The sequence below is a fragment of the Lentzea atacamensis genome (assembly GCF_003269295.1).
Lineage (GTDB): Bacteria > Actinomycetota > Actinomycetes > Mycobacteriales > Pseudonocardiaceae > Lentzea > Lentzea atacamensis.
Genome location: NZ_QLTT01000001.1, coordinates 1,091,938 through 1,106,360, shown reverse-complemented (window position 1 = coordinate 1,106,360; position 14,423 = coordinate 1,091,938). Strand labels below are relative to the sequence as shown.

General features: G+C 69.8%; 14 protein-coding genes. 6 read left to right on the top strand and 8 right to left on the bottom strand.

The features are described from left to right. Positions 1-55: 55 nt before the first annotated feature. Entirely contained in the window at positions 56-646 is a 591-nt protein-coding gene (locus tag C8D87_RS05240) for a TetR/AcrR family transcriptional regulator (RefSeq protein ID WP_109641619.1), read from the top strand. Here C8D87_RS05240 and C8D87_RS05235 read toward each other — a convergent pair. Further along, the gene (locus tag C8D87_RS05235; protein ID WP_112225727.1) at positions 636-1,877 is read right to left on the bottom strand and encodes a cytochrome P450; all 1,242 of its coding nucleotides are present in this window, start codon (positions 1,875-1,877) and stop codon (positions 636-638) included. The two genes, C8D87_RS05240 and C8D87_RS05235, sit on opposite strands and share 11 nt — an antisense overlap. Before the next feature lie 114 nt (positions 1,878-1,991). Next, entirely contained in the window at positions 1,992-2,408 is a 417-nt protein-coding gene (locus C8D87_RS05230) for a VOC family protein (RefSeq protein ID WP_112225726.1), read from the bottom strand. A gap of 57 nt (positions 2,409-2,465) precedes the next feature. Between C8D87_RS05230 and C8D87_RS05225 the strand changes: the two genes are divergently transcribed. Beyond that, positions 2,466-3,122 (top strand): GntR family transcriptional regulator, encoded by a 657-nt coding sequence (locus tag C8D87_RS05225; RefSeq protein WP_112225725.1) that lies wholly within the window; start codon positions 2,466-2,468, stop codon positions 3,120-3,122. On the opposite strand, the gene C8D87_RS05220 is transcribed toward C8D87_RS05225, so the two are convergent. The 5 genes from C8D87_RS05220 to C8D87_RS05200 all read right to left on the bottom strand — a co-directional run bounded on the left by C8D87_RS05220 (position 3,119) and on the right by C8D87_RS05200 (position 6,227). After that, positions 3,119-3,664 (bottom strand): hypothetical protein, encoded by a 546-nt coding sequence (locus C8D87_RS05220; RefSeq protein WP_112225724.1) that lies wholly within the window; start codon positions 3,662-3,664, stop codon positions 3,119-3,121. The genes C8D87_RS05225 and C8D87_RS05220 overlap by 4 nt on opposite strands. Positions 3,665-3,673: 9 nt before the next feature. After that, positions 3,674-4,279, bottom strand: a complete 606-nt coding sequence (locus C8D87_RS05215; RefSeq protein ID WP_112225723.1) for a response regulator transcription factor — start codon at positions 4,277-4,279, stop codon at positions 3,674-3,676. Next, positions 4,276-5,337 carry a sensor histidine kinase gene (locus C8D87_RS05210; RefSeq protein WP_215732175.1) on the bottom strand — a complete coding sequence of 354 codons (1,062 nt, stop codon included), beginning with the start codon at positions 5,335-5,337 and terminating at the stop codon, positions 4,276-4,278. Before C8D87_RS05210 ends, C8D87_RS05215 begins: the two co-directional genes overlap by 4 nt. Positions 5,338-5,347: 10 nt before the next feature. Beyond that, positions 5,348-5,752 (bottom strand): hypothetical protein, encoded by a 405-nt coding sequence (locus C8D87_RS05205; RefSeq protein ID WP_112225722.1) that lies wholly within the window; start codon positions 5,750-5,752, stop codon positions 5,348-5,350. A 79-nt stretch (positions 5,753-5,831) separates the two neighbouring features. Continuing rightward, positions 5,832-6,227: an ATP-binding protein gene (locus tag C8D87_RS05200; RefSeq protein ID WP_170166313.1), complete on the bottom strand. Its 396-nt coding sequence runs from the start codon at positions 6,225-6,227 to the stop codon at positions 5,832-5,834. Between the two features lie 94 nt (positions 6,228-6,321). Here C8D87_RS05200 and C8D87_RS05195 point away from each other — a divergent pair, with 94 nt between their 5' ends. From C8D87_RS05195 to C8D87_RS05185, 3 genes are all read left to right on the top strand, one after another. Further along, positions 6,322-7,605 (top strand): hemolysin family protein, encoded by a 1,284-nt coding sequence (locus C8D87_RS05195; protein WP_112225720.1) that lies wholly within the window; start codon positions 6,322-6,324, stop codon positions 7,603-7,605. 128 nt (positions 7,606-7,733) lie between these two features. After that, complete coding sequence (locus C8D87_RS05190) at positions 7,734-8,672, top strand: sigma-70 family RNA polymerase sigma factor (protein WP_112225719.1); 939 nt, start codon at positions 7,734-7,736, stop codon at positions 8,670-8,672. Between the two features lie 163 nt (positions 8,673-8,835). Further along, entirely contained in the window at positions 8,836-10,650 is a 1,815-nt protein-coding gene (locus C8D87_RS05185) for a S8 family peptidase (protein WP_112225718.1), read from the top strand. A gap of 1 nt (position 10,651) precedes the next feature. On the opposite strand, the gene C8D87_RS05180 is transcribed toward C8D87_RS05185, so the two are convergent. After that, positions 10,652-11,569 (bottom strand): phosphotransferase, encoded by a 918-nt coding sequence (locus C8D87_RS05180; RefSeq protein WP_233441910.1) that lies wholly within the window; start codon positions 11,567-11,569, stop codon positions 10,652-10,654. A gap of 40 nt (positions 11,570-11,609) precedes the next feature. Between C8D87_RS05180 and C8D87_RS05175 the strand changes: the two genes are divergently transcribed. Further along, positions 11,610-14,369 (top strand): DEAD/DEAH box helicase, encoded by a 2,760-nt coding sequence (locus C8D87_RS05175; RefSeq protein ID WP_170166312.1) that lies wholly within the window; start codon positions 11,610-11,612, stop codon positions 14,367-14,369. Positions 14,370-14,423 lie beyond the last annotated feature (54 nt).

Sequence of the window (14,423 nt, the reverse complement as noted above, 5' to 3'; positions counted from 1 at the left end):
GGTACAGGTGCGTCTCAGCACGAAGCTTTCCTGTTCGCGCACTAACCTTTGCGCCATGACGGGCCTGCGTGAACGCAAGAAGGCCGCCACCAGGGTGGCGCTGGGTGACGCCGCGTGGAGCCTGTGCGTCGAACACGGCTACGACGGCGTGACGGTCGAGCAGATCGCGCGGGCCGCCGGGGTGTCGTTGCGGACGTTCTTCAACTACTTCTCCTCGAAAGAGGAAGCGGTCATGGCCGGCGACACGCTGATGGCCGAGATGTTCGTGCGGGAGTTCGAAAACAGGCCCGCGGACGAGCCGGTGCTGGTCGCGTTGCGCGAGGCGTTGCACGCGATGTACCCGGCGCGCGTCGACCTGGAGCGCCTTCGCCAGCTGCGGGAGCTGCGCCGCCACCCGGCGATGCTCCCGCACGTGCTCGCCGCCTACGCCGCCCGTGAACAGGAGCTGACCGCGGCGATCGCGGACCGGTGCGGAGTCGACCCCGCTGCCGACCCCTACCCGGCCGTGGCGGCGTCGACGATCCTCGCGTCGTTGCGCGCGGTGGTGCAGTGGTGGCTGGACACGCCGTCCGCCTCCGAGCGGTTCACGGCGACCGAGCTGGTCGGCAAGATGATCGACCAGCTCGGCGCCGGGTTCACCAGGTGACCGGGAGCGCGTGCACGCCGTAGATCGACATGTCGGTCCGCAGCGGCACCTCATCGGCGGGCACGGCGAGCCGCAGCGCCGGCAGCCTGCGCAGCAGCTCGGTGAAGCCGGCGGCCATCTCCACGCGGGCCAGCTGCTGGCCGAGGCACTGGTGGATACCGTGCCCGAACGCCACGTGGTGACCGCGAGGGCGGTCGACACGCAGCTCGTGCGGATCGTCGTACTGGGTCTCGTCGCGGTTCACCGCGGGCACCGACACGACGACGGTCTCGCCCTCGCGGATGGTGGCGGCACCTAACGTCACGTCCTCCTTGGCGTGCCGCGAGACGCCCATGCTGATGATCGAGAGGTAGCGCAGCAGCTCCTCGACCGCGTTCTCGACCAGCTCGGGGTGCTCCCGCAGTTTCGCCAGCTGGTCCGGGTGTTCGAGCAACGCGAACGTGCCGAGGGCGAGCATGTTCGCCGTGGTCTCGTGACCCGCGATGAGCAGCAGGTTCGCGATGCCTGCGAGCTCGTCGGTGTTGAGGTCGGTGTCGCGGACCAGCCCGGACAGCAGGTCGTCGCCGGGGTCTCGCTGCTTGTCGCGGACGAGTCCGTGCATGAAGCGGCGCAGGTCCGTGTTGACCTTGATCTGCTCGTCGACCGTCGTGTGCAGGCTGAGCAGCTTGGCCGTGCGGTGCTGGAACTCCTCGCGGTCGCCGTAGTCGACGCCCAGCAGCTCGCAGATCACCAGCGATGGCACCGGCAGCGCGAAGTCCTGCACCAGGTCGGCCGGCGGTCCCTTCTCGATCATCGCGTCGAGCCGGGCGTTGACGATCTCGTGGATGCGCGGCGTCAGGTCGCGCATCCGCCGGACGGTGAACTGCCCGGTCAGCAGCCTGCGGTAGCGGGTGTGCTCGGGGGCGTCCATGAAGATGAACGACCCGGCCCGCCGCTCCGGCGGGAACATCTCCGCGTGCAGCTCGGGCGAGATCAGCTTGCGGGCGCGCGGGCTGTTGATCCGGTCCGCGCTCATCCGCGGGTCGGCGAGCACGGCCCGCGCCTCGTCGTGCCCGGTGACGAGCCAGACGATCTCGCCCTTGTGCTCGATCCGGTGAATCCGCCCCTGCCCGCTCAACTCGGTCAGCCCACCGGCCGGGTCGAACGGGCACTCACCGCGCTGCACGAGATCGGCGGGCAACTGCGGCCGGATGAGCTCCTGCGCGGTGCGCTGCCGCTCTGCCGTGGTCATGGTGGCCTTCTCCCTGTCTGACCTGGTGTGACCAGGTCGTGGCTCGGGGTCACCATCCACGCTACCGAAACTTGCGCGTTGTGCAAGATTCCTAAAGGCGGCTTGGGGTGCGCGTCAGGCCGCGAACACCTGGGAGTCGTCCGCGAAGGCCTTGAACTCCAGCGCGTTGCCCGCCGGGTCCAGCAGGAACATCGTCCACTGCTCGCCGCGCTCGCCCTTGAACCGCACGTACGGCTCGATGACGAACTTCGTGCCGGCGCTCCTGAGCTTGTCGGCCAGCGTCTCGAACTCGGGGACGGTCAGGACCAGCCCGAAGTGGGGGACCGGCACGTCGTGGCCGTCGACGGGGTTGTGCACGCGCTCGGTCCTCGGCGCGAGGTGCGTGACGAACTGGTGGCCGTGCAGGTTCCAGTCGATCCACGTGTCGGAGCTGCGCCCCTGCTCCAGGCCGAGCGTCCCGCCGTAGAAGCGGCGGGCGGCGTCGAGGTCGTCGACCGGCATGGCCAGGTGAAAGCGTGGGATGTTCGGCATGTCGGAATGTTAACATTCAGACAAGGTGTCTGGTTGTTGCCTTGTTAACATCACTTCATGACTGAGATGGGCACGAAGATGGGCCCAGCGCGCCGCCGCGGCCTGAGCACCGAGGTGGCCGACGCGATCCGCGAGGCGATCTTCGACGGTCGCTACGCCCCCGGTACCGCCCTGCGCGAGGTGGAGCTGTCGGAGGCGCTGGAGGTCAGCCGCGGCCCGATCCGCGAGGGACTGCAGAAGCTCGAACGCGAGGGCCTCGTGCGCACCGAGTGGCACCGCGGTGCCACCGTGACGGCGTTGTCCCTGCAGGACGTCGCCGAGCTGGACAGCCTCCGTGCCGCACTCGAGGTCCTGGCCGTGCGCCGGGTGGTGGACCAGGCGTCGGAGGCGGACCTGGCGTTGATCGAGAAGACCGCGGCCGCGATGGACCGCGCCGACACGCCGCACGAGATGGTCCGGTGCGACATCGCGTTCCACGACGCCGTGTACGCCGCCGCGAACCACTCACGGCTGGCGCAGGCGTGGGAGGCGATCCGGTCGCAGGTGCACCTGTTCCTGATCACGCGGGTGAACGTGAGCACGGACGGCTACCTGGAGCAGATCCGGCAGGAGCACCGCGACCTGGTGGCGGCGCTGCGGCTGGGCAACGTGGACGGCGCGCTGAAGTTGTTCGCGGAGCACCGCAACCACGCGTTCGACGTGCTCACCGGTTAGTGGCGTGCGACGACCACGCGGGTCCGCGGCCCCATCACGGCACCCAGCTCGGCGACGAACCCGTCGTGCAGCGGCGGCCAGTTGTGGAACACCACCGCGAGATCGCCGATGTGGAACGACCAGCGTCCCTCCAGGTCACCGGCGAGCGTTGAACGTCCACACACGACACACCGCACGGATGGCTCGACGCGGTCGTGGAGCCACGGTTCGATGAACGCGTGGTGGTCGTCGTCGTTGATCGCGACGCAACCGCAGTGAGGACACGTCGGCGGCTCGTAGTTCCCGGTGGCGTGGTGGACGGTTCGTGCCGCAACGACGTCGATGCCTGTGTGGCCGCCGCCGACCCAGCGGTCCGCTTCCGGCGCCGCAGCCGAACAACGCGGGCCGGCACGGAACTCGCTCGGCGCCATGATCTCGTCGCGTGCGAGGTTCGGCGTGATCACGCCGCGGTCGAGCAGCCACGACGTGACCACGGGCGCGCGCTGCCGTGCCTGAGCGGCGGTCAGCGAGATCTCGACCAGCTTGATCGCGTACTCACTCATGACCTGCTGTCACAACCACCCGTGGTCGTGCGCCAGCTGGAACGCCTCCGCCCGGTTCGCCACCCCGAGCTTCGAGACCGCGGCCGACAGGTGGTTGCGCACCGTCCCGGCGGACAGCGACGTGCGGGCGGCGATCTCCGCGACCGGTGTGCCGAACTCCGTCAGCCGCAGGACTTCCAGCTCGCGCTGCGTCAGCGGGCACGGCGGAGCGGCCAGCGCGTCGGCCGCCAGCGCCGGGTCGACCCAGCGCGACCCGCCGTGCACGCGGCGGATCACGTCGGCCAGCGTGCCGCCGGGCGATCCCTTGGGCAGGAACCCCTTCGCGCCCGCGTGCAGGGCCTGCTGCAGGTGCGGCGGACGGCCGCGGCCGGTCAGGATCACGACGGCGCACGACGGCATGACCCGCGCGAGCTCCTCGGTCACCTCCAGGCCGTCCAGCTCCGGCATCTGCAGGTCCAGCACGGCCACGTCCGGACGGTGGGCCCTGGCTGCCTCGACGGCGGCCCTGCCGTCGCCGGCGCGGTCCACCACCTCGAGGTCCGGCTCCAGGTCGAGCAGCGCCGCCAGCGCGTCGCGGATCAGCTCCTCGTCGTCGGCCAGCAGCACTCTGATCACGCCGGCACCACCACCTGCAACGTGAAGACGTCGGCGGAGCGTTCGACGGACACGTGGCCACCGACGGCCGCCAGTCGCTCGTTCATGCCCCTGATCCCGTTGCCCTCGGCGGACGGTTTGTCGGTGCCGTCGTTCGTGACGGTCATCCGCACCTCCCCGTCCTCCTCGGCGACGTCGATCATGCACCACGTCGCGTGGCTGTGCCGCAGCACGTTGGTGCACGCCTCCCGCAACGCCAACGCCAGCTGCGTGGCGTTCTCGCCGTGCACCTGCACGTCCGTGACAGTGCAGCGGATACCGGCCTCCCGCAGCACGTTCCGCACCGCCTCCAGCTGTTCGGGAAGGTTCACCGCCCGGTAGCCGTGCACCGCGTCTCGCACTTCCTCCAAGGCCGAGGACGCCAGGCGCTGGGCCTCGAACGCCTCCGCCGCCGACCGCTCCGGATCGGATTCCGCGAGCCGTCCCGCCAGCTCCGCCTTCAACGCGATCACGGTCAGCCGGTGCCCGAGCAGGTCGTGCACGTCGCGGGCGAACCGCAGCCGTTCCTCGCTCACCGCCAGCTCCGCCCGCGCCTCCCGGCCCGCCCGTGCCTGCGCCAGCAACCCGGCGAACCACATCGGCAGCCCGGCCATCGCGATGATCGTCAGGCCGACCACGGCCGCGATCATCTGGTACGTCGTGTGATGGTGGCCGACGAACGGCGCGACCAGCCCGGAGAGCACAACCGCGCCGATGGCGGCCATCCACCGCCACACGCCGGAGAGCAGCAGCGGCGCGAAACCGGCGGCACCACCGCCGATCCACGCCCACGTCGACAGCTCGTCGGGCCCGAACGGCGCCACCAGCGGAATCGAGAGCAGGGTGGCGGCCACGAGCACCCAGAGCCTGGCCTCCCGCAGCGCCACCACGTAGGCCACGGCCAGGATCAGCAGGCCCAGGATTCCGAACCAGCGACCGGCGGACGGCTCGCGCAGCACCGCGATCAGCGGCACCACGAGGGTCCCCGCCCACAGCACGTGGAGAGCCCCGCGCAGCGCGGCGTGTGGAAGATCGTTCATCGCCATCAGCCTAGAACCACTTCAGCAGGATGGTGACGCAGATGACCAGGTCGAACACTCCGCAGAACTCGGACCACCAGCGCGGCACGACCGCGTTCCGGATGTGGTGGACGAGGTCCCAGACGGCGTGCGCGCCCCAGCCGAGCGCGATCAGCAGGACACCCGTGTGCGGTGACACCATGATCACGGCCGCCGCCAGCACGGTGTACAGGCTGAAGACCAGGAGCTGCAGCCGTGGCGTCCGCCAGCCCCACAGCAGATACGCCGCTTGGCACAACACCAGCGTCCAAACGGGAGGCACGAGCGGCGTCTGCCAGAAGTCCCACGAGATCGCCAACGCGATCACCATCGGCCAGCGGTCGATGAACGCCCGGACCAGCGGGGTCGTCTTGAGGGTTCGTGTTGTCGTCGTCATGCATCAAGAGTCGAAGGGACGCCCCGCAGAACCCATCCGTGCGATGTCATGACTTTTCTGTGCGAAACACACAGACGACCTATGTGTTGATCTCCGCCCAGACGGTCTTGCCGCCGGCCATGTCGCGAGTGCCCCAGCAACGGGCGAGCTGGGCGACCAGCAGCAGCCCACGGCCCCGCGAATCACCGAGCCGCGACTCGCCGAGGTGCGGGAGCACGGCCGGGGTGCCGTCGTCGACCTCGACCCGGATGAAGTCGTCGAGGCGTTCGACCCGCAGAACCCGCGGCCCGTCAGCGTGTTCGTAGGCGTTGCTCGCCAGTTCGGTGCACACCAGCAGGACGTCGAGCCGGACGTCCTCGGACACGTTCCCCAACAGTGACGAGACCCAAGTGCGCATTGCGACGAGGTCCGGCCTTTCCTCCGGCAGGGTGTGCACGGTTCTCACGGAGGCGCTGAGCACCTCGGGAGTGTCCATTTCCATCCCACCTCAATCTGTGTTTCAGGCCCTCCTGGCTGCTCAAGATGGCCGTCAGGTCGCGAAATACCACCGTGCGTGCTACCCCAAACGTGTGGACGGGTACGGCTTCAACCTCACACTGGTCGCGGTGCTGGTGTTGCTCAACGCGGCGTTCGCGGGCAGCGAGATGGCTCTGGTGTCGTTGCGCGAAGGCCAGCTCCGGTCGCTGGAACGCGACGGGCACCGCACGCTCGTCCGCCTCGCTCGTGATCCGAACAGGTACTTCGCGACCATCCAGATCGGCATCACGCTGTCGGGGTTCCTGGCCTCGGCGACCGCGGCCGTCTCGCTGGCGCAGCCGCTGATGCCGCTGCTGGGGTTCCTCGGCGGCGCCGCCAACGGGGTCGCGATCGCGCTCGTCACGATCGTTCTCACGTTTTTCACGCTGGTGTTCGGGGAACTGGCGCCCAAGCGGCTGGCGATGCAGTACGCGCTGCGGTGGTCGAAGATCGTCGCCCGCCCGCTCGACCTCCTGTCCTCGGTGTCGCGGCCGGCGGTCTGGTTGCTCAGCAAGGCGACCGACCTCGTGGTGCGGATCTTCGGCGGTGACCCGGACGTCGAAGAGGGACAGATGTCGCCGGAGGAGCTGCGTGATCTCGTTGAGGTGCAACAACATCTCAACCAGGAACAACGCACGATCATGACCGGCGCACTCGAGATCCACGAACGACGGCTGCGCTCGGTCCTGGTGCCGCGGCGGCTGGTGACCGTGCTCGAAGAAGGTTTGGACACCCCGACCGCGCGGGAAATCATGGCGAGGTCAGGACATTCCCGGGCTCCGGTGACCAAGGACGGTCACCTGGACGACGTGATCGGCGTGGTGAACCTGCGCGATCTGCTCGACGACTCGGTGAAGCTGGTCGACGTCGTGCGGACGCCGATGGTGCTTCCGGACTCGGTGCGCGTCACGGACGCGTTGCGCCGCATGAAGGCGGAGCACGAACAAATGGCGCTGGTCGTGGACGAGCACGGCGCGGTCGACGGCATCGTCACGCTGGAGGACCTGCTCGAGGAGATCGTCGGCGAGATCTACGACGAGACCGACTCGGACGTGGTGGCGGTGCGGACCGAACCGGACGGGTCGATCGAGCTGCCGGGCACGTTCCCCGTCCACGACCTGGTCGACGTCGGCGTCGAGCTGCGGGACGCGCCGCCCGGCCCGTACGCGACGATCGCGGGCCTCGTGCTGGTGCTGCTCGGGCGGATCCCCGAGGAGCCTGGCGACGTGGTCCACGTCTCCGGGTGGCGGATCGAGGTGCTGGAAGTGGAGCACCACGCGATCACGCTGGTGAGGCTGAAGTCACAGCCGAAACCGCGGAATGACCAGGGCCTCTGAACCGTTACACACGAGTGTGGCGGTGTTCGATTGCCGCTGCTCCGCAGACGGCGGCGAGTTTCGCCGGGGACGCGAACTCGCGTCCGGGCTGCCACACCTACCTGCCAACGGAAACGGGGGGATTCGTCATGCCCGCAGATCTGAAGAACCGCGCGACCGGACAGCAGGACGCGGACCTGGTCGGCCAGTACCTGCGCGACGTCGGCGGCACTCCGCTGCTGACCGCGTCCGAGGAGGTCGACCTGGCCAAGCGCATCGAGGCGGGTGTCTACGCCGCGCACCTCCTGGAGACCGGCGACACCACGCGTGATCGCCGTGCGCTCAAGAGGATCGTCGCGCAGGGCGAGCGCGCCAAGGACCACATGATCCGCGCGAACCTGCGACTGGTCGTGTCGGTCGCGAAGAAGCACTCGTTCCGGGGCCTGCCGTTCCTGGACGTGGTGCAGGAGGGCAACCTCGGCCTGATCCGCGCGGTCGAGAAGTTCGACTACGCCAAGGGCTACAAGTTCTCCACCTACGCGATGTGGTGGATCCGTCAGGCGATCGAACGCGGTCTGGCCGACCAGACCCGCACGGTCCGGCTGCCGGTGCACGTCGTGGAGGAGGTCAACAAGCTCAAGCGCGTCGGCCAGAAGCTCTCCGCGGCGCTCGGCCGTGAGGCCACTGTGGAGGAGATCGCGGCGGAGGCCAAGACCTCGGCCACGCGCGTGCGGGACCTGCTCGACGCCTCGCGCACCTGCGTTTCGCTGGAGACGCCGGTCGGCGAGGACGGCGGTTCCGTGCTGGGCGACCTGATCCAGGACACCGACGGCGTGTCGGCGCCGGAGCTCGTGGAGCGCCAGCAGTTCGAGGAGGGTGTCCGGTCCCTGTTGGACGTTCTGCCCGAGCGGCAGAGCCGGATCATGCGCCTGCGCTACGGGCTGGAGGACGGGCGTGAGCGCACCCTCCAGGAGGTCGCAGAGGAGCTCGGCCTGACCCGTGAGCGGATCCGCCAGCTGGAGAAGCAGTCGCTCGCGGTGCTCAAGTCGTCTGGCCGCCCAGAGGATCTTTTCGCGCTGGCCGGCTGACAACAGACGAAAGTCGCTTGTTCTCATCGTTGTCTCAACTAAAGATTCATCACGTCCGCTAACGGACTACCGCTGTTTCGCAACCGCGTGTGAACGCACCTGCTTGGGCTGTCGAGGGCCAGCCCGCGTTCGCACGTGGTTCCCCTGCGAATGAGGAGCAGTGATGAGACAACGCACCCTGCGCACGCTCGGGGTGGCGGCAATCGCCGCCGTTGGTACGGCTTTGTTGGTCCAACCGGCCGCAGCCGCGCAGCCGGAAGGATCCGTCGTCGCGGAGAACGCGCCGAACGCGGTCCAGGACAGCTACATCGTGGTTCTGAAGGACAACAGCATGGCGCGCACCGAGGTCAGCGGTCGCGCCGACGGTCTGGCCGCGCGCTACGGCGGCAAGGTCGGGTTCACCTACCGTGCCGCGTTCAAGGGTTTCTCCGCCACCATGTCGGCCAAGCAGGCCAAGCGCCTCGCCGCCGACCCGGCCGTGCTCTACGTCGAGCAGGACCGGACCGTCCAGGTCCTGGCCGACCAGCTCAACCCGCCGTCGTGGGGTCTCGACCGCGTCGACCAGGCGGATCTGCCGCTGAACAGCAAGTACAGCTACAGCACCGGTGCCTCCAACGTCACCGCGTACGTGATCGACACCGGCATCAACTACGACCACGCCGACTTCGGCGGGCGCGCGTCGTTCGGGTTCGACGCGTTCACCGACGGCCGCAACGGCAAGGACTGCCAGGGCCACGGCACGCACGTGGCGGGCACGGTCGGCGGCTCGACCTACGGCGTGGCGAAGAACGTCAAGCTCAAGGCCGTCCGCGTGCTCAACTGCCAGGGTGGCGGCTCCGTCTCCACCGAGGCGGCGGGCGTCGACTGGGTCACCGCGAACGCCGTCCTGCCGGCGGTCGCGAACATGAGCCTCTACACCGGCACCGCGAACGAGCCGAGCCGCGTGCTCGACGACGCCGTCCGCGCGTCGATCCGCGCCGGCGTCTCGTACGTCGTGGCGGCGGGCAACTTCAACGACGACTCGTGCAAGTACTCGCCGCAGCGCGTCACCGAGACGATCAACGTCATGGCGTCCGCTCGCACCGATGCCCGTGCGTCGTTCTCCTCCTACGGCACGTGCAGTGACCTGTTCGCACCGGGTCAGGACATCGTTTCCGCGTCCTACAGCAACAACACCGGCTCCGCCACGATGAGCGGCACGTCGATGGCCTCGCCGCACGTCGCGGGCGCGGCCGCGCTGTACCTTGCGGACAACCCGTCCAAGACGCCGGCCGAGGTGCACGCCGCGATCCTCGCGTCCGCGACGCCGAACAAGGTCACCAACCCCGGTGCCAACTCGGCGAACCTGTTGCTGCGCACCAACTCCGGTGGTGTTCCCGGCGTCTCCGTCACCAACCCCGGCAACCAGGCCACCGCGCTGAACGGCACGGCGAACCTGCAGCTGTCGGCGTCCGGCGGCACCGCGCCGTACACGTGGTCGGCGACCGGTCTGCCGACCGGCCTGTCGATCAGCTCGTCCGGTCTCATCAGCGGCACGGCCACCACGGCCGGGACGTACAACGTGACCGCCACGGCCACCGCGACGGCCGGTGGTTCGGGCAGCACGTCGTTCACGTGGACGGTCGGCTCGTCGACGTGTGCCACGCAGACCAACGGCACCGACGTGGCCATCCCGGACAACTCGACGGTGTCGTCGTCGATCACCGTGACGGGCTGCACCGGCACCGCGTCGGCGTCCAGCAAGGTCGAGGTGCACATCAAGCACACCTACCGCGGTGACCTGGTGGTCGACCTGATCGCGCCGGACGGTTCGGCCTACTCGCTGAGCAACCGCTCTGGCGGCAGCGCGGACAACATCGACCAGATCTTCACGGTCAACCTGTCGTCGGAGACCCGCAACGGCACCTGGCAGCTCCGGGTCCGTGACGCGGCCACCGCCGACGTCGGCACCATCGACACGTGGAGACTGACGCTGTGAGCTAAGGCGTGGCGAGGGTTTCCCGGAACCCTCGCCACGCCACCTCGGTGTCCGGGGTTCGCTCGTGCGGTCCTTTCAGCCACACCGCGAACTCCCCGATGTCGTTGAGCCGCCAGCGCAACCGGTGGAGGGCGAGACCGGCCGCGACGGGTTCGTGGCCGGTCAGCTCCGTGTACTTCGAGAGATCACCGTCCAGCAGGGCCAGGTCGCGTTCCGGCGGGGCCAGGCCCACCGTGTCCCAGTCGACCAGGCGGTAGCCGTCCGGTGTGCGGATCAGGTTGCCGGGATGCGGTTCGCCGTGCGTCACCACGCGTCGTGGCGGTACAAGCGCGGCCAGCCGGTCGAACTCGGCCAGCAGATCGCGGATCCTTTGTTTGTTCGCCACGAACACCTCGCGCGCGTCGGCCGAGTACGGTCCGCCCGCCCACTCACCGGGCTCGTCGAGCAACTCTTCGAGAGCATCGCGCCCGTCCGAATCGACCGGTGCGACTGGAGTTCCCACGGGTGGTTCGTGGCTGTGCAGTTCCGCCAGCAACGTGAGGACCTCGTCGCGCTCCTCGTCGCTGAACCGGTCGTCGAAGCTTCCCGACTTCCCGGTGAGGAGGGGGAAGACGCTCAGCGCGTACCGGTCGTCGAGCGGCACGACTGTCTCGCCGTCGTCCGTCCGCAGTGGTGCGACGACGAACGGGAGCTGCAGTGCCGAAGCCGTGTCCATCGCGCTGCGCAACCCGGCGAGCGCATCGGGTCCGCAGTGGGCCTTGTTCGTGAGGTCGGCGACGGACGTGAACCACCGGCCCGCCACCGTCCAGTGGTAGTCGCCGAACCCGAGGGGCGCGTACTGCACGGGCCCGGAGATGCCGAACCGTGCGAGGCCCTCGGTGAGGTCGCGGTCGGACAAGCCAGCGGGAAGATCCAACACAGCGCACGAAGCTACCGCCTCGAATGGCACGATGTGCGGCGTGAACGTGCCCGCCGTCCTGCGCACCCTGGCCCGGCTGAGTGCCGCCGAGCAGCCGCAGAAGGTCCAGCTCGACCTGTCGAAGACGGCGGGCCTGCTGTGGCTCGGCGAGCACGAGCCGTCGTGGCGGGCGATCACGGCGACGCAGCAGGGCCAGGAGTGGACACCGATCACCTGGACCGCCCCGAAGTACGGCCGTGACCAGGTGCAGCACCTCGCCGCCTACGACGCGTTGCACCAGGAGGACCGGCTGCTGCGGCTGGGCTGGGCGTTCCTGGCGGGACCGGCCGAGATCGGTGGCCAGCGCCGGCGCGTGTGCCTGCCGTTGATCTCACGGCCCGTGCGGCTGCATCACGGCTTGGGCCTGACCTACGCCTTCCACGTCGCCGGTGACGCTGGCGTGTTCCCGTTGATCGACGACTGGGCCAAGACCGCGGAACGGGAGGCCGCGCTCGAGCCGACCAGTGCGTGGATCACCGAGACGTTGCGGCAGGCCGGGTTCGAGAACGTGCCGATCGTGCGCGACGACCCCAACAGGTTGATCTCCGGCAGCGAGCTCGTGGTGGCGATGGGCGCCGGGCTGCACGCGGGTGAGCCCGTCGTGAAAACCGAGCAGGGCGCCGCGCTGTACGAGTGGGCTCGCAAGCCGCGCGTGGCGGAGACCGCGTTCGCGGCGCTCTACGGGGCTGGTGAGGCGCTCGACGACCACGACGAGCCGATCAGTTCGGCCTTGCCGCTGAGCCACAGCCAGATGCGAGCGGTCGAGCACGCCCGCCGCGCGCGGATCACCGTCGTCGGCGGGCCGCCGGGGGCCGGCAAGACGCACACCCTCGCGGCGTTGGCGCTGGACGCCGTGGCGGCGGGACGGTCGGTGCTGCTCGCGAGCCGCACGCGCAACGCCGCCGACGTGCTCGGAGCCGCGCTGCGCCGGGCGGGCGGACCGGTGCCGGTGCTGTTCGGCGACTCGGAGCTGCGCCAGGAGATGGCGCGGGAGCTGTCGGACGGACTGTCCGCGACGAGCAGTCCCGACCAGCTGCAGGAGCTCGACCGGGCGCGGCGCGCGGGTGCCGCGGCGGTGGCGCGGGTCGAGCGTGCCGTCGCCGCTGCTTTGACGGACGAACAGCTGGCCGCCGAGGCACGGCGGCACCAGGCGTTGATGCCGGCGCATCGGGAGGTGGCGCCCAAGGCGTTCGGTGCGGGCGTGGATTTCGCCGAGCTGCACGGGCTTCTGCGGCCGCGCACGGGGCTCCTGAGTGGACTGCGCACCGGGTGGGCGCTGTCGAAGGCGCGCAAGCGGACCGGTGCCGGTGACGTGTCGGCCGAGGATCTCGCGGCCGCTGTGCAGGCCGCCGAGCAGACGGCGGCGCTCGTGCGGCTCGGTGCCGGTGGCGGCACGACGTTCGGCGAGCTGCGGCCGTTGCTCGCCGAGCAGGACGCCGTGTTGCGTCAGGCCACTGCCGCGTGGCTCAAGGAATACGCGGTCAGCCGCCGCGGCTCGGGTGCGCGCCGGGCGGTGGCGGCGCTGGCGAAGGCGTTGCGGTCCGGCAGGGCCGCCCGGCGGCGCGGTCTCGCGGAGATCGACAGCGCGGACCTGGTGGCGGCACTGCCGTTGTGGGTCGGGACGTTGTCCGATGTGGAGGACATCCTGCCGCCGGTGGCGGGCATGTTCGACCTCGTGATCATCGACGAGGCGAGTCACGTCGACCAGCCGCTGGCCGGACCGGCGTTGCTGCGGGGACGATCCGCGGTGATCGGTGGCGATCCCCGGCAGCTGCGGCACGTGTCGTTCGTGAGTGACGAGGCTGTGCGGGCGGCGGTCGAGGCGGAGGGCACGCAGGACCTGCGCGACCGCCTGGACGTGCCGAAGGTGAGCCTGTTCGACGCGGCGGCGGCGACCGCGGGCGTGCACTGGCTCGACGAGCACCACCGCTGCGCGCCGCACCTGATCGGGTTCGCCGCGTCGAAGTTCTACGACGGCAAGATCGCGCTGCTCACCACGCACCCGTCGATCGCGGACGTCGACTGCATCGACACCGAGCGCGTCGCCGGTGAGCGCACCGCGAAGGGCGTCAACCGGGTCGAGGTCGACGCCGTGCTCGCCCACGTGCGCAAGCGGGTCGCCGCGGGCGTGCGGTCGATCGGCGTGGTGACCCCGTTCCGCCCGCAGGCCGACGCGCTGGAGGAAGCGCTGCTGGGTGAGCTGACGCTGGACGAGATCACCACGGGTGGTGTCCGCGTCGGCACCGTGCACGGTGTGCAGGGCAGCGAGTTCGACGAGGTCGTGATCAGCCTCGCGGCCGACGAGAAGCCGGGCGCGTGGCGGTTCGTGAACGACCGCAACCTGCTGGCGGTGCTGACCACTCGGGCGCGGCGGCTGGTGCACGTGATCACGTCGGCCGCGTCGCCGCCCGGGCTGATCGGCGAGTACCTGGCGCACGCGGACGTGCCGCCGACGGAGACCGCCGGCGTCGCGCCTTCTGACGAGTGGACCGCACGTCTGGCGGAGGAGCTCGCTGCCGCGGGGCTGACCGTGCGGACGGGCTATCCGGTGGGGCAGTGGCGGGTCGACCTCGTGGTGGGGGAGAGGAGCGGCGCGGTCGCGCTGGAGACACGGCCGCACCCGGAGGGGCCGCAGGCGCACCTCGCCCGATGGCGGGCGCTCACCCACGCGGGGTGGCGGGTGCACGACGCGTTCGGCAGCCGCTTCGACCACGATCCCGCCCGCGCGGCGGTCGAGCTGGCTCACGAGCTCCGTCGCTGATGGCGTCTGCAAATACCACCAACTCAGCGGCGGTAGTACTTGCAGACGCCGAAA